General features: G+C 74.4%; 20 protein-coding genes. 16 read left to right on the forward strand and 4 right to left on the reverse strand.

The features are described 5' to 3' along the window. The first annotated feature begins 119 nt into the window (after nt 1–119). From ACFWA9_RS28740 to ACFWA9_RS28800, 13 genes are all read left to right on the forward strand, one after another. Complete coding sequence (locus ACFWA9_RS28740) at nt 120–1,346, forward strand: sensor histidine kinase (protein WP_380390790.1); 1,227 nt, start codon at nt 120–122, stop codon at nt 1,344–1,346. Further along, entirely contained in the window at nt 1,343–2,035 is a 693-nt protein-coding gene (locus ACFWA9_RS28745) for a response regulator transcription factor (protein ID WP_352296490.1), read from the forward strand. The genes ACFWA9_RS28740 and ACFWA9_RS28745 overlap by 4 nt, the downstream gene beginning before the upstream one ends. A gap of 270 nt (nt 2,036–2,305) precedes the next feature. Continuing rightward, nucleotides 2,306–3,151, forward strand: coding sequence for an SAM-dependent methyltransferase (locus tag ACFWA9_RS28750; RefSeq protein ID WP_380390792.1), 846 nt, complete (start codon nt 2,306–2,308; stop codon nt 3,149–3,151). Between the two features lie 722 nt (nt 3,152–3,873). Next, the gene (locus ACFWA9_RS28755; protein WP_380390794.1) at nt 3,874–4,971 is read left to right on the forward strand and encodes an N-acetylglucosamine kinase; all 1,098 of its coding nucleotides are present in this window, start codon (nt 3,874–3,876) and stop codon (nt 4,969–4,971) included. Nucleotides 4,972–5,688: 717 nt separating this feature from the next. Continuing rightward, nucleotides 5,689–7,044, forward strand: a complete 1,356-nt coding sequence (locus tag ACFWA9_RS28760; protein ID WP_380390796.1) for a DUF6271 family protein — start codon at nt 5,689–5,691, stop codon at nt 7,042–7,044. After that, nucleotides 7,045–7,539 carry a GNAT family N-acetyltransferase gene (locus ACFWA9_RS28765; protein ID WP_329491326.1) on the forward strand — a complete coding sequence of 165 codons (495 nt, stop codon included), beginning with the start codon at nt 7,045–7,047 and terminating at the stop codon, nt 7,537–7,539. A gap of 116 nt (nt 7,540–7,655) precedes the next feature. Then, nucleotides 7,656–8,834, forward strand: coding sequence for a low temperature requirement protein A (locus ACFWA9_RS28770; protein ID WP_380390798.1), 1,179 nt, complete (start codon nt 7,656–7,658; stop codon nt 8,832–8,834). A 157-nt stretch (nt 8,835–8,991) separates the two neighbouring features. After that, nucleotides 8,992–10,752, forward strand: a complete 1,761-nt coding sequence (locus tag ACFWA9_RS28775) for a serine/threonine-protein kinase (protein WP_380390800.1) — start codon at nt 8,992–8,994, stop codon at nt 10,750–10,752. A gap of 868 nt (nt 10,753–11,620) precedes the next feature. Beyond that, a complete protein-coding gene (locus ACFWA9_RS28780) occupies nt 11,621–11,968 on the forward strand; it encodes a PRC-barrel domain-containing protein (protein ID WP_380390802.1) in 348 nt (115 codons plus the stop codon). Nucleotides 11,969–12,068: 100 nt separating this feature from the next. Beyond that, nucleotides 12,069–12,335, forward strand: coding sequence for a metal-sensitive transcriptional regulator (locus ACFWA9_RS28785; RefSeq protein WP_329491330.1), 267 nt, complete (start codon nt 12,069–12,071; stop codon nt 12,333–12,335). 106 nt (nt 12,336–12,441) lie between these two features. After that, complete coding sequence (locus ACFWA9_RS28790; RefSeq protein WP_380390805.1) at nt 12,442–13,728, forward strand: PP2C family protein-serine/threonine phosphatase; 1,287 nt, start codon at nt 12,442–12,444, stop codon at nt 13,726–13,728. A 378-nt stretch (nt 13,729–14,106) separates the two neighbouring features. Then, a complete protein-coding gene (locus tag ACFWA9_RS28795; protein ID WP_380390807.1) occupies nt 14,107–15,435 on the forward strand; it encodes a cryptochrome/photolyase family protein in 1,329 nt (442 codons plus the stop codon). A 167-nt stretch (nt 15,436–15,602) separates the two neighbouring features. Beyond that, on the forward strand, nt 15,603–16,016 hold the full coding sequence (locus ACFWA9_RS28800; RefSeq protein WP_352296513.1) for an SsgA family sporulation/cell division regulator: 414 nt from the start codon (nt 15,603–15,605) through the stop codon (nt 16,014–16,016). A gap of 311 nt (nt 16,017–16,327) precedes the next feature. On the opposite strand, the gene ACFWA9_RS28805 is transcribed toward ACFWA9_RS28800, so the two are convergent. The 4 genes from ACFWA9_RS28805 to ACFWA9_RS28820 form a co-directional block, all read right to left on the reverse strand. Then, nucleotides 16,328–16,804 carry an ATP-binding protein gene (locus ACFWA9_RS28805; RefSeq protein WP_329491334.1) on the reverse strand — a complete coding sequence of 159 codons (477 nt, stop codon included), beginning with the start codon at nt 16,802–16,804 and terminating at the stop codon, nt 16,328–16,330. 143 nt (nt 16,805–16,947) lie between these two features. Continuing rightward, nucleotides 16,948–17,340, reverse strand: a complete 393-nt coding sequence (locus ACFWA9_RS28810; RefSeq protein ID WP_380390809.1) for an STAS domain-containing protein — start codon at nt 17,338–17,340, stop codon at nt 16,948–16,950. 114 nt (nt 17,341–17,454) lie between these two features. Then, nucleotides 17,455–18,399: a SigB/SigF/SigG family RNA polymerase sigma factor gene (locus tag ACFWA9_RS28815; protein ID WP_380390811.1), complete on the reverse strand. Its 945-nt coding sequence runs from the start codon at nt 18,397–18,399 to the stop codon at nt 17,455–17,457. Nucleotides 18,400–18,500: 101 nt separating this feature from the next. Continuing rightward, nucleotides 18,501–19,556, reverse strand: coding sequence for a mechanosensitive ion channel domain-containing protein (locus ACFWA9_RS28820; RefSeq protein WP_329491337.1), 1,056 nt, complete (start codon nt 19,554–19,556; stop codon nt 18,501–18,503). A 285-nt stretch (nt 19,557–19,841) separates the two neighbouring features. On the opposite strand from ACFWA9_RS28820, the gene ACFWA9_RS28825 reads away from it, so the two are divergent. The 3 genes from ACFWA9_RS28825 (at nt 19,842) to ACFWA9_RS28835 (ending at nt 24,072) form a co-directional block, all read left to right on the forward strand. Then, nucleotides 19,842–20,315, forward strand: coding sequence for an SRPBCC family protein (locus tag ACFWA9_RS28825; RefSeq protein WP_329491338.1), 474 nt, complete (start codon nt 19,842–19,844; stop codon nt 20,313–20,315). A gap of 282 nt (nt 20,316–20,597) precedes the next feature. Then, nucleotides 20,598–22,043: an endonuclease/exonuclease/phosphatase family protein gene (locus ACFWA9_RS28830; protein ID WP_380390814.1), complete on the forward strand. Its 1,446-nt coding sequence runs from the start codon at nt 20,598–20,600 to the stop codon at nt 22,041–22,043. A gap of 52 nt (nt 22,044–22,095) precedes the next feature. Beyond that, nucleotides 22,096–24,072 carry a phosphocholine-specific phospholipase C gene (locus ACFWA9_RS28835; protein WP_380390816.1) on the forward strand — a complete coding sequence of 659 codons (1,977 nt, stop codon included), beginning with the start codon at nt 22,096–22,098 and terminating at the stop codon, nt 24,070–24,072. Nucleotides 24,073–24,105 lie beyond the last annotated feature (33 nt).

The raw sequence follows: 24,105 nt of genomic DNA on the forward strand, positions 1-24,105 counted from the left end.
GTCCGCGCCGGCGGCCCCGACCCCGCCCGCCCCGCCACCCGGCGGAGGCGGGCGACCGCAGTCGGCAGGAGCCCGCCCGGGGGCGCCGCCACCGCCTCCCGGACCCCAGAGAGCACGAGATGACCGACACCTGGCTGCGGCGCCACGCCCGCCATCACCCCCGCCTGCTGGACACGGTGGCCGCGCTCACCCTGTTCCTGCTCACCGTCGCCGGCACCATGATCGACAGGACGGGCCACTACGGCCGCCCCGCCCCCGTACCGCTGGCCCTGGCGGCCGTCTCCAGCGCCGTACTCCTCCTCCACCGCCGCTACCCGCGCACGGTGGTGGCGGCGACCCTCGGCCTCGGGGTCGTGATCGAGCTGATCGCGGCCAAACCGACACCCACCCTGATCCTGCCGCTGATCGTCGCGCTCTACTTCCTGGCCGTGCGCACCGACCGACTCACCGCCCGGGTCGCCACCGCCGTCTCGGCGGTCGCGCTCACCGTCACCGCCCTGGTCGTCGACTCCGAGGCGCCGCTGGCCGAGAAGATCGGCGTCGCCACCTGGGTCGTCCTGCCCGGCGCCGTCGGCGACTCGATCCGCAACCGGCGGGCCCACCTGGCCGCGATCGAGGAGCGCGCCGAACGCGCCGAGCGCACCCGCGAGGAGGAGGCCCGCCGCCGGGTCGCGGACGAGCGGATCCGGATCGCCCGCGACCTGCACGACGTCGTCGCACACCACATCGCCCTGGCCAACGCCCAGGCCGGCATCGCGGTGCACCTGATGGACACCCACCCCGCCGAGGCCCGCGAGATGCTCAGCCACCTCACCGACGCCACCGGCTCCGCACTGCAGGAGCTCAGGGCCACCGTCGGGCTGCTGCGCCGCGCCGACGACCCCGAAGCCCCACTGGAGCCGGCGCCCGGGCTCGGGCAGCTGCCCGACCTGATCAACTCCTTCGAAAGCGCCGGACTGCCTGTCCGGCTGGCCGTCGAGGGCGAGCCGCGCCCGCTCTCCCCGGGCGTGGACCTGACCGCCTACCGGATCGTCCAGGAATCCCTGACCAACGTGGCCAAGCACGCCCGGGGAGCCGGCGCCGACATCACGCTCGCCTACTCCGGCAGCCAGGTCGCGCTCACCGTCGCGAACGCCAGGCCGACCGGGAACGGGCCCGCGCCGGGCCGGCCCCGCCTCGCCCCGGCGGCGCCCGGCGCCGCCGGGTACGGGCTCATCGGCATGCGCGAGCGCGCCGCCGCCGTCGGCGGCCGGCTCCGGGCCGACCGCCGCCCGGACGACGGCTTCCTGGTCTCCGCCGAACTCCCCCTGCGCACCGCCGCCCGAGACGACAAGGACCACGCATGACCATTCGCGTACTGCTCGCCGACGACCAGGCGCTGCTGCGCGGCGCCTTCCGGGTGCTCATCGACGCGGCCGAGGACATGGAGGTGGTGGGGGAGGCCGCCGACGGCCGCGAGGCCGTGGAGCTCGCCCGGGCCACCCGGCCCGACGTCGTCCTGATGGACATCCGGATGCCCGGCGTCGACGGCCTCTCCGCGACGGCCGCGATCTGCGCCGACGCGGAGCTCAGCGGCACCCGGGTGCTCATCCTCACCACCTTCGAGATCGACGAGTACGTGGCCCAGGCGCTGCGGGCGGGCGCCGGCGGCTTCCTGGGCAAGGGCGCCGATCCGAAGGAACTGCTCGCCGCGCTGCGCACGGTGGCCGCCGGGGAGGCCCTGCTCTCGCCCGCGGCCACCCGCGCGGTGATCGACCAGTTCCTGGCCCAGCCCGATCCCGGCGGGGCCGGCGAGGGGGCGTCGGAGCGGCTGGCGGTGCTCACCGCCCGCGAGCGCGAGGTGATGTCGATGGCCGCCACCGGTCTGACCAACGAGGAGATCGCCGAGCGGATGTACGTCAGCCCGTTCACCGTCCGGACGCACGTGCACCGCGCGATGTCCAAGCTCGACGCCCGCGACCGGGCCCAACTGGTCGCCATCGCCTACCAGTCCGGCCTGGTCCCGGCCGCCCGCGCGGCACGCCCGCCGCGCTGAGCCCGGTCGCCCCGCGGTACCCGGCTCCGTCGCGCCCGTCGCGCCCGCGAGCCCGGGCGCGACGGGCCCGGCCCGTGCTGCCCGGCCGCCGGGCTGACGGGGCACCACGGCCGCTGCGGCCGCCGGGCGTTGGTCCCGCGACCGGCCCCGCGCTGTCCGGACCCCGGCAGCCGCGCTGTTCGGGCGGCACCGTTACCATGCGCACGATGGCCCGCCAGCGGGGCGGCCGGAGCTGCTTCCCCGGGTGAGCGGGGAGCGGGAGGGGCGAGGATGTCAGGCATGGGGTGGATGTCAGGGAACCGGCAGGAGCGGCGCTGGCCGGGGGTGGACCTGCGGATGGACGTCCCGCACTCGGCCCGGGTGTACGACTACCTCATCGGCGGCAAGACCAACTTCGAGGCGGACCGGACCGCCGCCCACGCCTCGGTCAAGGCCTGGCCGGCCCTGCCGACCTCGATGCGCACCACCCGCACCTTCATGCAGCGGGTGGTCCGCCACCTCGCCGAGGAGCACAAGGTCCGCCAGTTCCTGGACATCGGCACCGGGATCCCGACCTCGCCCAACGTGCACGAGATCGCCCAGGGCATCGCCCCCGAGGCCCGCGTCGCCTACGTCGACAACGACCCGATCGTGCTGACCCACGCCCGCGCGCTGATGTCGAGCACCGAGGAGGGCCGGACCACCTACATCGACGCCGACTTCCGCGACGTCGACTCGATCATCGGGGCCCCGCAACTGCGCGAGGTCCTGGACCTGACGCAGCCGGTGGCGCTCTCGCTGATCGCGATCGTGCACTTCGTCCTCGACCAGGACGACCCGCAGGGCATCGTGCGGCGGTTCATGGACGAGCTGGCCCCGGGGAGCTTCCTGGCGCTGACCGTCTTCACCGGGGACACCGACCCGGTGGGTGTGGGCGGTGTCGGCCGCGAGTACAACGCGCGGGGGATTCCCCTGCAGATCCGCGACAAGGACGAGACGCTCGCCTTCTTCGACGGCTACGACCTGCTCGACCCGGGCGTGACCCTGGTCCACCAGTGGCGGCCGGACGCGGACGCGGCGCCGGTGCGCGACCAGGACATCGCGATGTACGGCGGCGTGGCCGTCAAGCGCGGCTGAACCGCCCGCCGCCACCGGGGCGGCCCCGCCGGTGTCCGCCGCACCCGTGCTCGCCGTTCCCGTGCCCGCGGCGCGGGCGGGCGCGGGAACCGTCAGCCGCCCGCCTGCGGTCCGGTGCCGGGAGGTGCCGGACCGGGCGGCCGGGCCCGGGGGAGCCCGGACGCCGACATCCGCTTCTCCTCGTAGGAGAGGAATCCCGGCGGGGTAGGAGACGTGGTTGCGCTGTCCCTCCGGCGTCGACTCCTGGCCGGTGGAGAACCGGGCGAGCTCCAGGCCCCGGCGGTGGTGCGTCGGGTGGACGAGCCCGTCCTGGACGTAGCGGACGCGTTCGCCGTCGAAGACGGTCCGGGCCGACCAACGCGTCGCGCGCGGTGATGACCGGGTGAGAGTTGGCCGGACCGCGTCGTGGGGCTCGAACACTTCCTCGCAGTCGAACTCGACCTCGCGCGCGACGGTCACACGTCCCCCGGTCCGTGCGGCGGGGCCCTCCCGCCGTCCCGGGCGCATCGTTTGATGATCTTGTCCGCGGTGCAAACCGCCCGATGCGTCCCCGAGGGGGCAGGCCGGACGACGGTGCCCGGGACCTCCGGAGCGACGGCTGCCCGGCGGGGCGCGGTGGCACACTTCGGACAGGCCCCGGGGGTGACACCTCACGGGGAAGCCGAGCCGGCTCGTACGGACGTCCCGTCCCGGGCACGAACAGCACCGAGCGGAGGGCCGCTGTGGACCGGATCGATCCCGCCGGACCGCACCCCGCCGGCTCCACCGCGCCCCATCCCGGCCATCCCGGCCATCCCGGCCAGGACTGTCGGGACGGCAGCTGGGTGGTCGGGATCGATGTCGGCGGCACCGGAGTCCGGCTCGCCCTGGCTCCCGGCGGGTGGCCCGCCGACCTCTCCGGCGCCCGGACCGACCGGATCGCGGCCCCGGCCCGGATCACCGCAGGAGGGCACGACGCGCAGGCGTTGCTGAGCCGTGTACTCCCCGCCCTGGGCACGCTGATCGCCGGCCTGCCGCCCGGCGCGCGGATCGGGGCGGTGGCCGTCGGGGCCACGGGCATGGCTTTGCTCGGCCGGGACCTCGCCCGCGAACTCCCCGCCCCGCTCGCCCGCGCGACGGGTGCGGACCGGTTGGTGCTGGCCGGCGACGCCGTCACCGCCCACGTGGGCGCCCTCGGACGTCGACCGGGTGTGGCCGTGGCCGCCGGGACCGGTCTGGTCGCGATCGGCGTCCACCCGGACACGGGCTGGCACCGGGCCGACGGATGGGGCCAACTGCTCGGCGACTGCGGCAGCGGCGGCTGGATCGGCCGGGCCGGCCTGGAGTCTGCGCTGCGCGCCCACGACGGCCGGACGGGCGGCTCGGCCGTACTGCTGGCGTCGGCCGAGCGCCGCTACGGCCCGGTGGCCGGCCTGCCCGCCGCCCTGCAGCCGCGCCCCGACCGGGCCGCCCTGCTGGCCGCCTTCGCCCCCGACGTGGTCGACGCGGCCGACGGCGGCTGCCCGGTCGCGGGCGCGATCGTGCGGCGGGCGGGGGAGGAGATCGCGGACGCGGCCGCCGCAGCCGTCCGGGCCGTCGGGCTGCCCGACCCGCGGGTCGCCCTGACCGGGGGCCTGTTCGCCCTGGACCGCCTGCGCGGGGCGGCGCTGGCGGCGCTGGCCGACCGCCTCCCGACGGCGCGCCCGCACCGCCCCGACGGCCCGCCACTGCTCGGTGCGCTGCGCCTGGCGGCGAGTGCCTCCGGCACCGCGCTGCCCTGGCCGGTCGATCCACCGCTGCTCGACGTCCGCACCCTGACGGACGGCCGGGGAGGACTCTGAGGCCCGGACCGGTCGGACGGACCGCGCCAACCGAACGCCCGGGTCGACCGCGCCAACCGAACGCCCGGGCCGACCGCGCCAACCGAGCGCCCGGGCCCGGCAACCCGGTGGTCAACGGTGTACGGCTCACCTCCCGAGGGCCGTCGCACGGCTCCGTGCCGCGGGCAGCGGCGGCTGCCCGATCGGGCAGCGTGCCCCCGTGCCCCGGAGCCGATCCAAGGAGGCGGTTGACACCGGAAGTTGGTCTAGTCCACCGTAGGGGAATGCCAGTCGGCGGCGCGGGGGCGCCTTGGCAGGAGTCCCCGTCGTGGGCATCAACTACCCGGCTGAAACGGTGAGTTGTGGCGGTCCGGTGTGTGGTCCACCGGTGGCCGGTCGCGCCTTCGCCGTGCTCCGGCCCGTTCGGTCCCTCGGGCCCGTTCAGCCTGTCCGGCCGGTTCGCGTGGTCTCGGTGGTGGCGCCGGTGGTGGTGCCGGAGCCGCGCCCGCTGCCGACGCTGGTGGGCGCCGGTCCGGCTGCCGCAAGGAGTACCTGATCGGCGTGGTGGCAAACGGACTCGACCCCTGGAGTGACCGGAACGGGATGCCGGACGGCGCTGCGCCGGTCCACGGCGCGCCCAGCGCTTCGCCACCGCACGCACCGGGTCTTCGGTCCACGCTCGGCCTCGCCCAACTCGCTTTAACAGCAAGACACCTGATGACCGAACGGAGAACTGGCATGCGCAGAATCTGTCTGGCCCTGCCCACCAACCGGGCCTGTGCCGAGACGATTTCGGCGATCGGCAAGGAGGCGGCGTACGCCGCCGGGCACTTCGAGGTCGAGGTGCACCTGGTCGTCCTGGACTCCTCGGACGCGTCGACCTTCGCGGCGCACGCGCGCGCCGTGGCCGAACTGCCCGGGGCGGCGGGCGTGGTCGTGCACCACCTCGACGAGGCCCGGCAGCGGGAGTTCCTGGGGCGGGTGGTCGACGCCGCCGGCGTGGCCGAACCGGCCCGGCTGCTCGATCTGATGCTGCCCGACGCCGTCTCCTACGGTGCCTGCACCAACCGGGCGTTCCTGATCGCCGCCGCCCTCGGCTGCGACTCCGTCCACCGTCGGGACTCGGACAGCGACTACCAGGTCCTCGACGGGAAGCCGGTCTTCCCGATCCACCAGGAGCTGCTGTCGCTCGGGAAGCGGGCGGCCGACGCGGAGGCGGCCGTCACCAAGAGCGAGCTGGAGCCGGCGGACGCCGAGAAGCCGGTGTCACTGGTCGGCAGCTCCTTCATCGGTGAACTCTCCGTCGACGTCAGCGAGATCCGCGAGCTGGACCCGGCCCTCTACTACGACGTGGTCAGCCTCTGGGCGCCGCCCGTCTGGTCCGAGGAGGAGAAGCGGCAGCTGGTCGAGGCGTCGTTCACCGGGGGCGGGACGGACCCGTTCACCGCCGACGAGTCGGTGCTCGGTGCTCCCGACATCTGGCAGGTGGACATGTGCAACATCGGCTTCGATCACGAGGTCTACGAGCGCGTCCCGCTGCCGCCCGCGACCGAGACCATCGGCAGTGACTACTTCCTGCTGCATGTGGTCCTGGACGCCACCCTGCCCGGCGTGGTGCACAACCGGCACATCGTGAACTACTACACTCCGGGCCGTCGGAGCGGTGCCGGATTCACCGCCTACCAGCTGCGGTTCACCAAGTTCCTGCTGTCGATGCTCTACCTCTACCCCGTCTACGGTCGGATGATGGCGGCCGGCGGCGAGCTGCTCGACGAGCAGCACCACGTACGGGTCGACACGATCCTGGAACTGGTCAGGGACAGCGCCGGGACGGACCGGGCGGAGAACGTCCACCGGCTGGACGTCCTCGACCGCTCGTACCGGCAACTGGGCGGGAAGTACGCGGAGTTCGCCGAGCACCTGACCCCGCTGCGGGAGCGCCTGCTCGACGAGGCCAAGGCGGACGTCGAGGACTTCGCGCGACTGATCGCCGCCTGGGGCCCGATGGTGGCGGCCGCCCGCACCGACGGCCTGACCGGCCCGGGCGGCAGCCCCGCCGGCGGAGCCGGTGCCACCGTCGGAGGGGCCGAGTAGATGACGGACGACATCAGCTTCCGCCTGCTGGCCGACGAGGACTGGGACGCCGTCGTGGCGCTGGAGTCCGACGCCTACGCGGCGGACGACCTCTCCGAGGGCCGGGAGGCGCTGCAGTCCAGGGCGCGTTCCTCACCCGACACCTGCTTCGTGCTGGAGCACGGGGGCAAGGTCGGCGGCTACCTGCTGAGCCTGCCCTACCCGCTCTACCAGTGCCCGGACCTGGGGCAGGTGGAGGAGGCCGACTTCCAGTCGCGCAACCTGCACGTGCACGACTTCGTCATCGCGGAGCCGCTGCGCGGCAAGGACGTGGCGCTCCGGTTCATCCGCCACATCCGCGAGGAGGCGCAGGAGCAGGGCTTCGAGCGGATCTCCATGGTGGCGGTCCGGCGCAGCGACATCCTGCTCGCCCTGCTGGGCTACCGCACCCACCGCGAGGTCGCCGTTCCGGCCTGCTACGGCAAGCGCGCGGTGTACATGTCCATGGAGATCTAGCCGCACCCGTCGACCGGCGGTACGGCGCGGGAGCCGGGAGCCGGGAGGCAGGGCGCAGGAGGTAACGGACACCGGGCTCCCTCCAGCGGGCGGGCCGCCCGGCCGATGTTCTCCCCATGAGCACATGTCAGCCGCCCGTCGAGCGGCATGCCTCCTGGACCGAGCTCTTCTTCGACCTGGTCGTCGTCGCGGGCGTCCTGCAGCTCTCCCACCTGCTGCACGACGGTCCCTCGGCCGCCGACCTCGGTCTCTACGTCCTGCTCTACCTCGCGTTCTGGATCTCCTGGGTCTGCTTCACCGTCTACGGGAACGTCGAGGGCGGCCGGGACTGGACGCCCGGCCTGCTGCCGGCGATGCTCGGCCTGGCCGTCATGGTCGCGGCCGTCCCCGGGATCCGGGCGGACCACGCGCGGGCGTTCGCGCTCGCGTACATCTTCCTGCGCTGGCTCTCCGGCCGGCTCTGGCGGCCCGGCCGGGTGGTCGTGGACTGGCCGCTGGCCCAGCTGGGCGCCGGCACGGTGCCCTGGATCGTCTCGCTCTGGGCGGACACCCCGACGCGGTACGGGCTGTGGGCCCTCGGTCTCGCGCTCGACCTGCTGATCATGCTCACCACCTCCGGCAGCCGGGTGCTGCGACTGGCGCAGGAGCGGATGGACCGCCTGATCAGGAAGCGGGGGACCGCGGAGCGCGTGCCGGTGGTCGAGGCGGCCTACGCCGACGTCCCGCACCTGGTGGAGCGGCTGGGCCTGTTCGTCATCATCGTGCTGGGCGAGGGGGTCATCCAGATCACCTCGGTGGCGGGGGAGGCCGTCTGGCACGCGGCCCTGGTCCGCGCCGCGGCGGGCGGCTTCGCGCTGCTCATCGGCTTGTGGAGCATGTCGCTGCTGCACGGGTACGGCGGTGTGCCGAAGGACGGCCCGGGCGTCCTCCCGGTGCGCGTCATGATGGCGCTGCACGCCGCCACGACGTGCGCGCTCGCCGTCCTGGCGGCCGGGCTGGGCCTGGGCCTCGCGCACCCGTACGGCCACACCCCGGAGGGTGCGCGCCGGCTGCTGTGCGGGAGCCTCGTCGGGTACTTCGGGGTCGGCGTGCTGGCGGCCGCGGTGGCCGGGGCGTCCTGGCGGCGGACCCTGCGCTGGGCGCTGCCCTGCCTCGGGCTGACGCTGCTGCTTGCCGGGTGGTCCGGCCACTTCGGCGTGGGGTGGCTGATCTGGGGACTGACCGCGGCGGTGGCCTGGCAACTCCTGTGCGCGTCGGGCGTACCGGCCCGCCCGGCCCGGCGCCGAGGCGCGTGAAGGACGCCCGGGCCGCCGCCGTCCGCCCGGGCCGCCGCCGTCCGCCCGCGCCGTACTCGCCGTCCCCCCGGACCCCGTTCGCCGTTCGGCCGGAGTGATCGCGACGCGGCCTATACTCGGTCTGCTTGACCGGCGAACGGCACAACGGGGGGCGTTCATGGAGAGCTACACGGAGACTCCGCTGGGCCTGATCATCCTGGTCCTGGGCGGCGTCGCACTGGTCGTGCGGATGGTGTCCTTGCCGCTTCTGATGGGGGCTCAGCAGGCCACCCGTCATCGCGCGATCGGTCGCCTCGCGGGCCCGGGCGGGAGGGTGGCGGTGCCGTCGGGGCTGACGGCGGCGGCGGTCGGTGAACAGGTGCTCGTGCTGCTGAGCGCGGCCGGCCTGCTGGCCCTGCTGAACTCGACGATCGCCGACACCGACTTCGTCTACATGATGCCGTCGATCGTCTCGGAGAGCCCGCTGGCCATCGCCAAGGCCCTGGACGTCCACTTCTCCATCACGCAGCCGATCTACCTCATCCCGGCGGTGGTCGCCCTGCTCGGCTGGGTGTTCCTCTGGCTCCTGACGCAGCGCAACCTGCTGGTCGTCGGCATGCCCCCGGGGGCCGGGGCGACCACCGGCAGTATCGTCCGGCTGATCGGCGGCTTCGTCCTCCGCGCGGTGCTCGGTGCACTGGTGCTGCCGATCGGGGTGGTCGAGGGTGCGCTGATGTTCCAGATCATCGCGCTCGTGACCAGCCGGCGTCCGCTGGCCGGCGGTGCCGGCCGCACGGCCCACGTCCCGCCGGATGCTCCGCCCGCCGCCCGGCCCGCGTCCTACCTGCCGATGCCCGCCGCCCCGGTCGACGCGCCGTGGTCCGTCCCCGCCCCACCGGCGCCGCAGGTCGCGCCGGCTCCGCTGCACCTCGGGCGCGTCGAACCCGCGAGGCAGGCCGGACCCGCCTCACCCGCCTCACCCGCCTCACCCGTCGGGCACGTCCCGCACCAGGCGCTGTACCCGCACGAGCCGCGGACGATCGGCGGGTACCAACTGCTCGGCCGGATCGGGGCCGGCGGCATGGGGACGGTCTACCTGGCCCGTCGGGAGGGCTCGGCCACCCAGGTCGCGCTGAAGACGATCAACCCCGAACTCCTCGGGGAAGCCGACCTGTTGCGTCGCTTCGAGCGCGAGGCGGAGGTGCTGGCGATGGTCTCCGGCGCCTACACCGCCCGGGTGCTGGACGCCGGTGTGGACTCCGGGCGCCCCTACCTGGCCATGGAGCTGCTGGACGGCCGCCCGCTCGACGTCCATCTGCGCGAGCAGGGGCCGATCCGCTCCCCGGAGGCGCTGCGGGCCCTCGCGCTCGCGCTGGCCGTCGCGCTGCGCGGGGTGCACCGGCTGGGGCTGGTGCACCGGGACCTCAAGCCCGCCAACATCATGCTGACGACGGCGGGGCCGCGGCTGCTCGACTTCGGCATCGCGGCGATCGTCGACGGCACCCGGCTGACCCGCACCGGCGGCGGCCCGGGGACGCTGACCTACATGGCGCCCGAACAGTTCGGCGACGGGCCGGTCGGCCCGGCGGCGGACGTCTGGGCCTGGGCCTGCTGTGTGGTGTGCGCGGCCCACGGGGGGAGTCCGTTCGCGGCCGCCAGCACGGGGGCGGTGATCCGCCGGATCGTCGACACCGGCCCGGAGCCGACGGCTCTGGCAGCCCTCGCCGCGCTCGACCCGGCCCTCGCGGCGGTGGTCGGCCGGGCGCTGATCGCGGACCCGCAGACCCGCCCCGGCGACGGTGGCGCACTGCTGGACCTGCTGACGACGCGCCACGGCCCGGGCGGCACCGAGCCCGACGCGGGCGCGCTGCGCGAGGAGATCACCCACGGGTGGCGCACCCTCGCCCTCCGGGCGGACCAGGACTTCCCCCGACAGTGACCGCCTCCCCGGTACCGGAGCGGTAGCCGGAGTCCGCTCCGGGACCGGAGAAGACCCGGGCCCCGGCTCGAGCCGCCGAAAGGCTGACGGTCCTTGCCGTCGTACCCACGGCGGCGCGCCATTCGGCACACGGTGCCCGGCCGTCCGGCCGCGGGGCCCTCTCACCGGGCGAAGGGCCGGTACCCCAACGCCTGATCGACGACCTCGGGAGCCGTCGGCTGCCTTCCCTCGGGCCAGAAGATCAAGTCGCTGCCGTAGCCGCTCGGACAGCCGAGGGCCTTGCCCTACGCCTCCATGACCCCGCACAGCTCGGCCTCGTCGGCACAATCCGCGTCCGTGATCTTCTGCACCCACGCAACGGCCGCTTCACGAGCCGTCTCCCTCACAGCCGCCCCTTCCAATGGGGGCGAGCCCGGCGCGTCACCTGGCCGGCCGGACAGCTCCAGGGCGCGGGGCCGCTCCCACGGCCTCGCCGGTCCCCGCCACCGAAGCGTGCCGCAGCGAGTGCAGGACGGCGCCGGGCAGGCTCACCTGCCGGGGGCCTCGACGTGCGCCCGCTCGGCCCGGCCTCCCCGGCCTCCCCGGCCTCCTCGGCCTCCCCGGCCTCCTCGGCCTCCCCGGCCTCCTCGGCCTCCCCGGCCTCCCCGGCCTCCCCGGCCTCCTCGGCCTCCCCGGCTCCCCGGCTGCGCGGGCCCGTCGACGAGTGCCGGGGGCCGCCGGCCCGCGTACCCCTTCTCCGGCCGGTCAGGTGCCGCGGTGCTCGCCGGGCGCCCCGGCCCGTCGCGGCGCAGGATGGAGATCCCGGGTGTCCGAGGACGGCACCGGCGACACGGGAGGCTGCGGTGAACGGGAGGCTGCGGTGATCGGAATGGCTGACATCAGGGAGTGGCGCGGCCACGCCGTGGTCGACGAGAAGGACCACCGGATCGGCACGCTGGAGTCGGTGTACGTGGAGACGGCGAGTGACCAGCCGTTCTTCGTGACCGTCACGGTCGGCCTGCCGTCCCGGCGGCGGCTGGTGTTCGTCCCGCTCGACGGCGCCGTGGTCGGGCCCGGCTACGTCCGGGTCGCGTTCGCCAAGGGCGTGGTCAAGCAGGCGCCCTCGATCGGCACCGACGACGTGCTGCCCGCCGAGGACGAACCGGCGGTCTTCGCGCACTACGCACTCGCCTACACCCCCGGCGCCGGCGGTGAGCGGCGGCTGGCCAGGCGCTGAGCGGCCCGGGGGAGGGGTGCGTACGGGTCGGCCCGGCGGCCGCGATACCCCACGGGGTACGCTGGCGGCTCGGTCACGACGGCGGAAGGCGGCTCCCGGGATGCAGGTGGACGAGGAAGCGGTGGGCGCCGTCCTGAACCGGCTCCGCCGGGCCCAGGGGCAGCTGGCCGGTGTGATCGCGATGATCGAGGCAGGCCGGGACTGCAAGGACGTCGTCACCCAGTTGGCGGCGGTCTCCCGCGCCCTGGACCGTGCCGGATTCAAGATCGTGGCCAGCGGGATGCGCCAGTGCATGGCCGCCGCCGACGGGGATGCCCCGCCGATGAGCGAGGCGGAGCTGGAGAAGCTCTTCCTGACCCTCGCCTGAGGCCGGACGGCCCGGCGGCCAGACGGCGCGGCGGCCCGGGCCCCGTCGCACGCCGTGACCGGCCGCGCGAATCGGCGGAGAATGGTCCCGGCGGAAGGTGGAGGCCATGGACGACATCGGCTTCGGCCGGGCGATGGAGGGCCTGCTGGTGGCCTCCCAGCGGATCGGCCCCGGGGAGCTCGCGACGGCCGTCCGGGACGCGGCCCGGGCGATGGGGCTCACCGACGCGCTGGTCCTGCTCGCCGACGTGCGGCAGGTGCAGCTCGCACCGCTGCTGCCACCGGCGGCGGAGGGCACCGACGCTCCCACCGGGCCGGTCGTCGTGTCCGAGGTGCCCGATCTCCCCGGCTCGCCCCCGCACGCCGGCGCTCCGGCCCCTGAACGGTCGCCGAGCTGGGTGCTCCCGCTGGAGGGGAGCCCGGCGAGCCGGGCCTACTGCACGGGGGTGCCCCAGTCCGTGCCGGCCGAGGACGGGACCGGCCGGGTGCTGTGGCTGCCGATCGTCGACGGTGTCGAGCGGATCGGGGTGCTCCGCGTCGACGCGCCCCCGGACGCGGCCGTCGACATCGACCGCTGCCTGGCCCTCGCCTCGCTGGTGGGCCTGATCGTGGTGGCGAAACTGTCCTTCGTGGATGATCTGATCGACACCACCAGGATCGTTCCGATGACCCTCCAGGCCGAACTGGCCTGGGCCTTCATGCCACCGCGCACGGTCGGCACCAGGCACGTGACGTCGACCGCGGTGCTGGAGCCCGCCTACGAGATCGGCGGCGACGCGTTCGACCACAGCTTCAGCGGGAGCCGGCTGCGGCTCACCGTCGTCGACGCGATGGGGCACGACCTCGCCTCGGGCGGGTCGTCGGCACTGGCGATCGCGGCCTGCCGGGCCGTCCGCCGGGCCGGGGGCGGGCTCGCGGACATCGCCGCCGTGATCGACCGGGAACTGGACCGGTGGTTCCCGGAGCGGCTGCTCACCGGGGTCTTCGCCGAGCTGGACACCTCGGACGGCCGGCTGAGCTGGGTGAACCGCGGGCACCCCGCGCCCCTGCTGATCCGCCGCCAGCGGGTGGTACCGGCCGCGCTCGAACGGGCCGCCGAACTCCCCCTCGGGCTCGCCGGATACGAGCGGATGCCCGACACCGTCCACGAGGTCCTGCTGGAGCCGGGCGACCGCGTGCTCATCCACACCGACGGCGTCACCGAAGCACGCTCCGCCGCCGGCGAGCTGTTCGGCGAGGAACGGCTGACGGACATGATCGTCCGGGCCGCGGAGGCCGGGGAGGCCGCTCCGGAGGCACTGCGGCGGCTGATCCACGCACTGCTGGAGCGCCAGGACCACCGGCTCACCGACGACGCCACGATCGTCCTGGTGGAATGGCACCCCGCCCACTGACGCAGGGACCCCGCCCTCGGATGCAGGGACCCCGCCCTCTGGCGCAGGGACCCGGCCCCGGCCGGCGACGCGCTGAGCTGCCCGCGGCTCCGTCCCGGATAGGGACCGGCCGTGAATTCCCGGCGCGCCGTGCCCCGTTCGGCGCACCAGGGTGGGAGGCTCGTCTGTCCCCGCAGGGCAGCCGCCGACCGGCAGCCGCCCCGCGCACCGAACGCCGAACGCCGAACACCGCACCGCCGCACGCCGAACACTGCACCGCCGCACCGCCGCACCGCCGAACACTGCACCGCCGCACCGCCGCACCGCCGCACGCCGCCTCCGCCGGACCGGCCGGACCTGCCCCACATCCACCCCACCACGACCCCCGGGCCACCACTGATGACCGTCTCCATCGCCCTGCTCACCCAGGACCTGCGCCTGCACGACAACCCCGTGCTCCGGGCCGCCGCCGAGGCCGCCGACGAGGTCGTGCCGCTGTTCGTCCTCGACCCCGAGGTCGACGCCGCCGGCTTCGCCCCGCCCAACCGGATGGCCTTCCTCGCCGACTGCCTCACCGACCTCGACGCCGCGCTGCGCCCGCTCGGCGGCAGGCTGGTGCTGCGCCGGGGCACGGCCGCCACCGAGACCGCCCGGCTGGCCACCGAGGTGGACGCCGTCTCGGTCCACGTCGCCGCCGGCGTGAGCGCCTTCGCCCACCGCCGCGAGCAGGCCCTGCGCGACGCCCTCGGCTCCCGTCTCCACGTTCACGACGGCGTGCTGACCGTGGCCGTACCGGGCGCGGTCAGCCCCGCAGGCAAGGACCACTACGCCGTGTTCACCCCGTACTTCCGCACCTGGCAGCAGGCTCCGCGCCGGACGGTGCTCCGCGCGCCCCGGGCGCTGCGCACGCCCGAGGGCCTCGCGAGCGAGCCCGTCCCGGCCGTCACGCCGGATTCGCCGGGGCTGCCGCCGGGCGGTGAGCGTCCCGGCCGCAAGCTCTGGCAGGGCTACGACCTGGAGCGGTACGAGGAACTGCACGACGACCTCGCCGCCGACGGCACCTCGCGCCTCTCGCCCTACCTGCACTTCGGCTGCGTCTCCGCGGCCGAGCTGGTGGCGTCCGCCGAACGACGCGGCGGCAGCGGTGCGGAGGCGTTCGTCCGGCAGCTGGCCTGGCGGGACTTCCACCACCAGGTGCTCGCCGCCCGCCCGGAGGCGGCGCACGCCGACTACCGGTCCAAGGGGGACCAGTGGCTGCCCGACGACGCGGAGTCCGAGGCCTGGCGCCGGGGCCGCACCGGCTTCCCCCTGGTGGACGCGGGCATGCGCCAACTCGCCCAGGAGGGCTGGATGCACAACCGGGCCCGGCTGGTGACGGCCTCGTTCCTGACCAAGACGCTCTACAAGGACTGGCGGACGGGCGCCGCCCACTTCCTGCGGCTGCTGGTGGACGGTGACTTGGCCAACAACCAGCTCAACTGGCAGTGGGTGGCCGGGACCGGTACGGACACCCGGCCGAACCGGGTGCTCAACCCGCTCGCCCAGGCGGACCGGCTCGACCCGGGCGGGGCCTACGTCCGGCGCTGGGTCCCTGAGTTGGCCGACCTGCCCGGTCGCTCCGTGCACCGCCCGTGGCGGCTGGACCACCCGCCGGCCGACTACCCGGCACCGATCGTCGAGCCCGAGACGATCTCCGCCCGGCTCCGGCACGCCCGCGGCCTCGACTGAGCCCCCGACCGAACCGTCGGTTCGGCGCCCCTCGCGGGCCCGTAGGGCGACATGACGAGCGGTCAAGTGTACCGGCCGGAGGCGCTCGAGTGGTTCTGACACGCATGGTCCCCGCCGGCGGGGGTAGCCGGGCGTGCACCACTGCCGCAACAGAAGGGGGGCGCACGGTGCCCGAGATCGTCGAGGACGTCATCGAGGCCTGTCTCGTCGGCCCGGAGCCCCGGCCGGTGCTCATGGGGCTGCGCTACGACCCGGCCGACCCGTTCGCGCTGTCGCTCGGTTTCGGAGCCGGTGCCTCGCTCGGAGTGGAGGGCGCGCTGTCCTGGACGGCGGCCCGCGAGCTGTTCGGGGAGGGGCTGCGCAAGCCGTCCGGTCTGGGGGACCTACGGGTCCGGCCGTGGGCTCCCGGCGTGATCGCCGTCGAGTTCCACGGCGACGAGGGCTGTGCCGTCCTGGTGTTGTCCTCCCGGGACATGGTGCACTTCCTCCGCCGGACGTACGAGGTGGTCGCCCCGGGGACGGAGCACCGGCTGCTCGACTGGCCGGACACGGTGGCGGGCCTGGTGGGGGAGACCGGCTGAGCGGAGCGCGACGGCCGGGGGCGGTGGCGACCTCAGCACGAGGCTGCGTCACCGCCCCCGGCCATGCGCGGGGTTCCCCCCGGAGCGGGCTTCGGGCGCAACCACCCGCGTCGGCCGGCGAGCCGCGGAGAGCCCGGTACGACGAACAGCCGACGCACGAGGATCGGCCGGAGCACGACGAACACCACGGCCCGGGCGGGGAAACCGCCCGGGCCGTGGCCTGTGTCCTGCTAGACCCTGTGTTCTGCTGAACCCTGAGAGCCCTGACCCCTGAGAGCCCTGACCCCTGAGAGCCCTGAACCCCGAGCCGCTCAGCGCCCGGGAGCGAGCCGGGCGGCGTCGATCTCGACCCAGACCGCCTTGCCCTGCTCGTGGCGCTCGGCGCCCCAGCGGTCGGCGGCCCGCTGGATGATGAACAGGCCGTGGCCGCCGGGCAGCCCCGGCCGGTGCGGCAGGCGGGGCTCGGGGAGCGCGGACTCGCCGTCGCTCACCTCCACCCGGAGCCGGGCCGCGGACGCGTCCAGTACGAGTTCGAGCGGCCCGCCGCCGTGCATCATCGCGTTGGCCACCAGCTCGGCCACGAGCAGCACGACATCGTCCGCCACGTCCGGGTCCGCGCCGCTCTCCGGAGCCAGCCACGCCCAGTCGGCGAGCGCTTGCTGGGTGAAGGCACGCGAACGGGCCACCGGCTTGGGCAGGCCGGCCAGCCGCAGCCGCCGGCGTTGGCCGGCCTCCGGAAGCGTGGCTCCGGACCGGTTGTCGTCCAGGGTGCCCCGGCCCCTCGTCATATGCGGTTCACCCCTTCGTGCGGTTGCTGTGGCTCGTCGTCCGATCGGATTCCCGGGCAGCGCCAGGATATTCCTGTGACGGCCGTTCGACTGGTCGCCCGTGGTCATGGGCGGGCGGAGCGGGCCGGATCGCACGGTCGTGTTCAACGGACGAGCGCCGCGCCGACCGAGTCATGGATGGAGAACACGGCGCCGGCGCCGGTCAGTTCCAGGACGCGGGCGACCGGCGTGGCCACGGCCGCGAGGCGGAACTCCACCCCGGCGGCGGAGGCGGCCAGGCGGGTCTTCAACAACAGGTTCAGGCCGGAGGAGTCGCAGAAGCCGACGCCCTCCAGATCGACCACGACCAGGGGGGTGCCCTCGTCGACCAGCGAGGTCAGCGCCCGCTCGGCAGGCAGGAGGCTGTCGATGTCGAGATCACCCGCCACCGCGCAGACCGCCGCCTCGGCGTCGGCCCGCCTTATGTCCACGGTCAGCGCGGGCGGCAGAGTGCTCGCCGCGGCCGTGGTCCGGTACTGCTCGTCCTCGACTGGCATCGTGGTTGTCTTTCCCCTCCAGAGAGTTCCCTTCGACCATACGCGGGGGAAAGCCCGCGGCCAAGGCGCACGCCCCACAGGAGGAGTGGCGCCCCGGCCGCCGGGGTCGCTCGGTCAGTCCTGGTCCAGACCGGCGCGGAGCCGGCCGAGGATCCGGCTGAGCAGCCGGGAGACGTGCATCTGGGAGACGCCCAGCCGGGCGCCGATCTCGGACTGCGTGAGCTCTTCGGTGAAGCGCATCGAGAGGATCTGCCGGTCACGCTCGGGCAGCGCGGCGATCAGGGGCTTCAGGGCGACCAGGCTCTCGATCTTCTCCAGCCGGCCGTCCTCCATGCCGAGCCGGTCGGCCAGGGAGCCCCGGGAGTCGTCGTCGGTGGACTCGGAGCCCAGGTCGAGCGACCCCACGGTGTGGCCGTTGGCGGCGGTCAGCCCCTCGGTCACCTCCTCCGGGGTGAGCGACAGGTGCTCGGCCAGCTCGGCGACGGTCGGGGCGCGGTCGAGCCGCTGGGTGAGCTGCTCCTGAGCCCTGGCCAGGGTCAGCCGCAGCTCCTGGAGGCGGCGCGGCACGTGGACGGCCCAGGTGGTGTCACGGAAGTGGCGGCGGATCTCCCCGAGCACCGTCGGCACCGCGAACGTGGTGAACTCCACACCGTGCCGGGAGTCGAAGCGGTCGATCGCCTTGATCAGGCCGACGATGCCCGCCTGGACGAGGTCCTCCTGCGGCTCGCGGCTGGAATTGAAGCGCCGGGCGGCGTAGCGGACCAGGGAGATGTTCAGCTCGATCAGCGTGGCCCGGACATAGGAGTACTCCCGGGTGCCCTCCTCCAGTGCGTCGAGCCGGGCCAGCAGGGTCCGGGTCAGTTCACGCGCGTCGGCGGGGGAGACCTCGCTCGGTTCGGCGATCTCGGGGAGCTCGGGAAGCTCGGTGATCTCCGTGGTCGTCGAGAGGCCGGAGAGACCGGGCGTTCCGGAGGTGGCTCCCAAAGGCCCGGCGCTCGGCCGGGCCTGGCCCTGAACGGGGAACACAGGGGCGAGGAGAGCATCACTGGACGGAGCCATGTCGGTCCTTTCATCGGTTCCGCGACGGTCTGTCCCTGTGTACCCGGGATCTTCGGACCGATTCCCCTTTGATGTGTGGTGATTCTGCAAAGAAGGTGTGATTAACCCGACATGTGAGCCTCGTCTCGTCCTGCGGCGCGGGCGACCGGCACTCGGGGCAGGGCGTGCGGATGGGTCTCGCACAGGTAGCCGACGAGGTGTTCGCGGACCTGGCAGCGCAGCTCGAACGCGGCGTCGGCGTCGGGCGCGGTCATCAGGGCCCGCACCACGATGGTGGTCGGTGTGGTGTCGACCACCTGGAGGGCGCTGCCCTCGCCGTCCCACAGCGAGCTCTTGGCGAGGAACGCCTCGAACTCCGCCCGCAGCTCGGGCACCGGGGTGCGGTGGTCCAGGTGGAACAGCGCGGTGCCGGTGATCTTGCTGGTGCGCCGCGACCAGTTCTCGAAGGGGCGGCCGGCGAAGTACGACATCGGCATCACCAGTCGCCGCTGGTCCCAGGTGGCGATCACCACCGAGGTGAGCGTGATCTCCTCCACCGTTCCCCACTCGCCGGCGACCACGACGACGTCGCCGATCCGGATCAGGTCGCCGAAGGCCATCTGGATGCCCGCGAACAGGTTGGCGAGGGTGCTCTGGGCCGCGATCCCGGCCACCACGCCGACCAGCCCGGCGGAGGCGAGCAGGCTGGTCCCGAGCCCCCGGACGGCGGGGAAGGTCATCAGCATCGCCCCGAGGGCGACCACGGCGACGGTGGCCTGGAAGATCCGGCCGAGCAGACCGGCCTGGGTCCGGGCCCGGCCCGCCCAGGCGGGGTTGCGCCGCCGCCCGGCGAGTTGCATCGCGCCGCTCGTCGCCAGGGCGATCAGCCGCGCGGCCAGCCAGGCGCAGGCGGCGATGGTCGCGAGCACCAGCAGATGCCGGACGGCGGCGTGCACGACCGGGGCGGTACGGGCCCACGGCTCCCCGGCGAGCATCAGTCCGCAGGCGGTGGCCGCCAGCAGGGGTGGCCGACAGGCGCGGAGCAGGGTCGGTGTGGGACCGGTGTGCCCGCGTGCGGCGACCAGTCGTGCCACGGCCTCCGTGAGCAGGTTGAGGCCGTAGGCGGCGACGGCGGCCGAAGCGGCGACGACGATCAGGCGGACGAGGCTCCACCCCATGGTGTGCGGTTCCCTTCCTCGGGTCGGTCCCGCGGGGGCGGTCCGCGGGAATGGGTCCCGCCTGCCCCCGGCTCCGCCGCCCACACCCGCTCCGGCCCCGCCGCCCACCCCCCGGCCTGCCCGGCGGCCGATCGTCCCCCCGCCGCCGCCGGATCCGCGCTGGGCCGGCCGGGTGACGTCTGACGGATCGTCGGCCCGGGTGCATACCGGGGCGGGGCCGGGGCAGGCGCCCCTACGACCGACCGCCGGCCCGGCGGTCGGACCTCGGCGGAGAAGGGAAACGTGATGACACAGATCGAGGAGTCGGTCCTGGTCGACGTGCCGCTCGCGGTGGCGTACGAACAGTGGCGGAAGGTCGAGGACTTCCCGCGCTTCATGCGCGGCGTGGTCAGCATCGAGCGGCGGGGCGGGGAGCTCACCCACTGGGTGGTCGGCGTGGCCGGCGCGCACCGCGAGTTCGACGCCGCGACGACCGAGGTGGTGCCGGACGAGCGGGTGGCCTGGGCCGCGGTGGCCGGGGAGGTCCGGCAGTCGGGCGTGGTGACGTTCCACCGTCTCGGGGAGGACTGCACGCGGATCATGCTCCAGCTGGAGGTCGAACCGCAGGGTCTGCTGGAGCGGATCGGGGAGGCGCTGGGTTTCGTCGACCGTCAGGTCATCGACGACCTCCACGACTTCAAGGAGTTCGTCGAAGCCGCCCACGGCGGCCCGCCGAGCGCACCCCCGGGCGCCGACCCCGGCACGCCCCGGGCGGCCTGACCGCCCACCGGTCGGCACCGCCGCCCGTCCACCCGCCCGCCAGCGCGCCCGATCGACGCCCGCCGCGCCGGCGGCCTGGTCGGGGCCGGAGTTCCCGCAGCGCCCGACACCGCGTCATGCGTCGTTCATGCGACCGTCGCCGACCTTGGGATGAATGGGGTCGCCCGCAGTTGTACAGCCAACTGCCGGCAACCCTCATCCCGATCTCCGTGACCAGCCGCGGACGGGCCCGGCCGTGCCCTCCCGCGGACCGGTCGCCCGGGCGCGGCGGACAGGACCACCGTGGCCGCAGGCAGCGCCCTGACGCTCAGCTCATCCGCCAACCCGGTCGAAGGCGACAGGCTCACCTTCCACTGGAGCACCGACGCCCCGGACGGCAAGAACTGGGTCGGCATCTACGACGGCAGCAGGAAGCCCGGCACCGGCTCGTCGCTGCTCTGGAAGTACACCCCGGCCGCCGCCGGGGACGTGCAGCTCGACACCTCGGCGCTGACCGGCGGCCCGTACACCGCGTACCTGCTCGCCAAGGACGGCTACGGCGTCCTGGCGCAGACCGCGCCCTTCACCTTCCGGCCCAAGCCCGCCGTGGTCCGCCCGCACAGCGCGGTCGACGCGCTGACCACCGCCGCCGTGGCGCCCGGGGGCGCCGTCTCGGTCAAGCTCGGCGGTCTCTGGTCCCGGCCGGCCGGCAACCCGGCGGGCACCGCGGCGTTCCGCAAGATCAGCGGCCCGGCCTGGGCCTCCGTCGGCTCCGACGGCACGCTCACCGGCACCGCGCCCGCCACCGCGCCGAAGAACCCGGAGGTGGTGGTCGTCGGCGTGAAGGACAGCGCGGGCGCCACCGACACCGTCACTGTGCAGATCCCGGTGGCGGACCCGGCAGGGCCGCTGCGGCTGAAGGTGGCGAGCTGGAACCTCGCCGAGGCCGGCGCGGCCTTCACCGACGCGGTGGAGAAGCAGCTGCGGGTGGTGCTCGCCCAGGGCCTGGACGTGCTCGCCCTCCAGGAGACGGCCGGCAGCGCCGCCCGGAGCCTGGCCACCGCGCTCGGCTGGTACGCCTACCAGAGCGCGGGCAGCGTCGGGGTCCTCAGCCGCTACCCGCTGTCCGCCGTCACCCCGGTCACCGCCGGGCTGCCCGCGGCCGGTGTGACGGTGCAGCTGCCCGGCGGCCGGGGCCTCCGCTTCTGGGCCGCCCACCTGGACGAGGCGAACTACGGCCCCTACGCGGTGCAGGACGGCCAGAGCGCCGCCCAGGTGACCGCCGGGGAGAGCGCCTCCGCCCGCCTCCAGCAGGCCACGGCGCTCGCCGCGGCCGTCCGCGCCGAGGCCGCCGCGCACACCCCGGTGGTCCTCGCCGGCGCGCTCTCCTCGCCCTCGCACCTGGACTGGACGGCGGCCACCGCGGCGAGCCACGGCGGGGTCGGCCCGCTGAACTGGCCGGTCACGGTGGCCCTCCAGGAGGCCGGACTGACCGACAGCTTCCGGGAGGAGAACCGGAACCCGGCCGAGGCGCCCGGGGCCACCTGGTCGCCGGTCCGCAAGCAGCGGGGCAGCAAGCCGGAGCCGCAGGACCGGATCGACTACGTGCTGTACGCCGGCCCGCTGAAGCTGGTCGAGGCGCACACCCTGGTGGCCGACTGGCCCGCCACCGGGACCGACCCGGCCGCGATCGCCGCCAACCAGTGGCCCTCCGACAGCGCCGCCGCGGTCGCCACCTTCCAGCTCTGACGGCCTCCCGCCCCGTCCTGCTCCCTCCCCCGCCCCGAGAGGCCAGTTCGCCATGTCCGATCTCTCCCGTCGTTCCTTCGTCGGCGCCACCGCGGCCGCCGGCGCCGCCGCACTGACCGGCCTGCCCGCCGCGTCCGCGAGCGCCGCTCCCGCCGCCGACCGGCCCACCGGCACCATCAAGGACGTCAAGCACGTCGTGGTGCTGATGCAGGAGAACCGCAGCTTCGACCACTACTTCGGCACCCTCAACGGCGTCCGCGGCTTCGGTGACAAGCAGGCCCTCCGGTTCCCGGACGGCACCGACGTGTTCCGCCAGCCCGACGCCGGGCGCGCCGACGGCGGCGCGATGCTGCCGTACCGGATGGACACGGCCAAGTACAACGCGCAGAACGCCGGCGGCCTCCCGCACGACTGGGCGACCGGTCACCAGGCGATCAACAACGGCGCGATGAACAAGTGGATCGCGGCCAAGGGCGAGCGCACCATGGGGTACTTCACCCGCGCCGACATCCCCTACCAGTACGCGCTGGCCGACGCGTTCACCCTCTGCGACGCCTACTTCACCTCGCTGGCCGGGCCGACCGACCCCAATCGGCTCTACCTGTGGACGGGCACCTGCGGCCCCGGCCGGGACGGCACCACCGGCCCCTGGATCGACAACACCCCGGTGACCGACAACCCCGTCGCCGACTGGACGACCTACGCCGAGCGGCTGCAGGCGGCCGGCGTCTCCTGGCGGGTCTACCACAACCCCAGCAAGGACGACCGGACGGGCGACTACGACGACAACGCCCTGTCCTACTTCAAGCAGTTCCACAACTTCCCGAAGGACGACCCGCGTTACGTCAACGCGATGACCAGGTTCGACCCGGCGGCCTTCGACGCCCACTGCAAGGACGCCACCCTGCCGACCGTCTCCTGGCTGGTCGCGCCCTACCTGTTCAGCGAACACCCCAACGCCGGCCCGGCGTACGGCGCGCACTGGGTGAACCAGGCCCTCCAGTCGCTGATGTCCAACCCCGCCGTCTGGCAGCACACCGTCTTCCTCGTCATGTACGACGAGAACGACGGCTACTTCGACCACATGGTGCCGCCCACCCCCGAGGCCGGTACGCCCGAGGAGTTCACCCAGGGCCGCGCGATCGGCCTCGGCAACCGGGTACCGCTCTGGGTCGCCTCCCCCTGGTCCCGCGGTGGCTACGTCAACTCCCAGGTCTTCGACCACACCTCGGTCCTGCGCTTCATGGAACAGGTCACCGGGGTCGCCGAACCCAACATCTCCGCCTGGCGCCGGGCCGTCTGCGGTGACCTCACCAGCTGCTTCGACTTCGCGGCCCCGGACTTCTCGATACCGAGGCTGCCCGACACCGTGGCCCTGATGGCCAGGGCCGACGCCGGGGCGGCGCTCCCCGGCGTCGCGCTGCCCGCCGCCGGCACCCAGTCGATGCCCGTCCAGGAGCCCGGCGAGCGCCCGCACCGTCACCTGCCCTACCAGCCCTGGGCGGACGTCGAGGTGGACCGGAAGACCGGCAAGGTCACCTGCACGATGAGCAACCACGGCTCGGTCGCCTTCCCCTACACCGTCTACCCCAACATCGTCCTCCCGTTCGCCGGGACGCCGTACACGGTGGCGCCCGCTGCCACCGCCACCTACGTCTGGGACGCCGCCGCCACGCACGGCCGGTACGACTTCACCGTCCACGGCCCCGACGGCTTCGTCCGGCGCTTCGCCGGCACCGTCGTCCGGGACGGTGAGGACGGCCAGAACGACATCGGCGTGCCGATCGTGACGGCCGATCTGAGCGACTCCTCCCGGCTCACCCTCCAACTGGTCAACGACGGCCTGACCGACGTCGGCTTCACCGCGGTGCCCAACGACTTCGCGGGCACCGCGCAGACGGTCTGGGTCAAGCCCGGCAAGCAGGCCAACCTGGCCTGGCCGCTGGACAAGCAGGGCCGCTACGACGTCGTCGTGACGGCGGGCACCGGTCTGCGCTTCACCCAGCGGTACGCGGGCTGGGTGCACTGACCCCGGCGCCGCCGCCCGGGCCCGGGCCCGGGC

Origin of the sequence: Kitasatospora sp. NPDC059973 (assembly GCF_042737525.1) — a bacterium.
GTDB lineage: Bacteria > Actinomycetota > Actinomycetes > Streptomycetales > Streptomycetaceae > Kitasatospora.

Excerpts from the sequence above, each read along its gene's own strand:
- ACFWA9_RS28820 (WP_329491337.1), bottom strand. The coding sequence starts at position 19,556 with ATGGGGTGGAGCCTCGTCCGCCTGATCGTCGTCGCCGCTTCGGCCGCC.
- ACFWA9_RS28740 (WP_380390790.1), top strand. The coding sequence starts at position 120 with ATGACCGACACCTGGCTGCGGCGCCACGCCCGCCATCACCCCCGCCTG.
- ACFWA9_RS28750 (WP_380390792.1), top strand. The coding sequence starts at position 2,306 with ATGTCAGGCATGGGGTGGATGTCAGGGAACCGGCAGGAGCGGCGCTGG.
- ACFWA9_RS28770 (WP_380390798.1), top strand. The coding sequence starts at position 7,656 with ATGAGCACATGTCAGCCGCCCGTCGAGCGGCATGCCTCCTGGACCGAG.
- ACFWA9_RS28775 (WP_380390800.1), top strand. The coding sequence starts at position 8,992 with ATGGAGAGCTACACGGAGACTCCGCTGGGCCTGATCATCCTGGTCCTG.
- ACFWA9_RS28805 (WP_329491334.1), bottom strand. The coding sequence starts at position 16,804 with ATGACGAGGGGCCGGGGCACCCTGGACGACAACCGGTCCGGAGCCACG.
- ACFWA9_RS28825 (WP_329491338.1), top strand. The coding sequence starts at position 19,842 with ATGACACAGATCGAGGAGTCGGTCCTGGTCGACGTGCCGCTCGCGGTG.
- ACFWA9_RS28765 (WP_329491326.1), top strand. The coding sequence starts at position 7,045 with ATGACGGACGACATCAGCTTCCGCCTGCTGGCCGACGAGGACTGGGAC.
- ACFWA9_RS28745 (WP_352296490.1), top strand. The coding sequence starts at position 1,343 with ATGACCATTCGCGTACTGCTCGCCGACGACCAGGCGCTGCTGCGCGGC.
- ACFWA9_RS28795 (WP_380390807.1), top strand. The coding sequence starts at position 14,107 with ATGACCGTCTCCATCGCCCTGCTCACCCAGGACCTGCGCCTGCACGAC.
- ACFWA9_RS28780 (WP_380390802.1), top strand. The coding sequence starts at position 11,621 with ATGGCTGACATCAGGGAGTGGCGCGGCCACGCCGTGGTCGACGAGAAG.
- ACFWA9_RS28785 (WP_329491330.1), top strand. The coding sequence starts at position 12,069 with ATGCAGGTGGACGAGGAAGCGGTGGGCGCCGTCCTGAACCGGCTCCGC.
- ACFWA9_RS28790 (WP_380390805.1), top strand. The coding sequence starts at position 12,442 with ATGGACGACATCGGCTTCGGCCGGGCGATGGAGGGCCTGCTGGTGGCC.
- ACFWA9_RS28810 (WP_380390809.1), bottom strand. The coding sequence starts at position 17,340 with ATGCCAGTCGAGGACGAGCAGTACCGGACCACGGCCGCGGCGAGCACT.
- ACFWA9_RS28815 (WP_380390811.1), bottom strand. The coding sequence starts at position 18,399 with ATGGCTCCGTCCAGTGATGCTCTCCTCGCCCCTGTGTTCCCCGTTCAG.
- ACFWA9_RS28835 (WP_380390816.1), top strand. The coding sequence starts at position 22,096 with ATGTCCGATCTCTCCCGTCGTTCCTTCGTCGGCGCCACCGCGGCCGCC.
- ACFWA9_RS28760 (WP_380390796.1), top strand. The coding sequence starts at position 5,689 with ATGCGCAGAATCTGTCTGGCCCTGCCCACCAACCGGGCCTGTGCCGAG.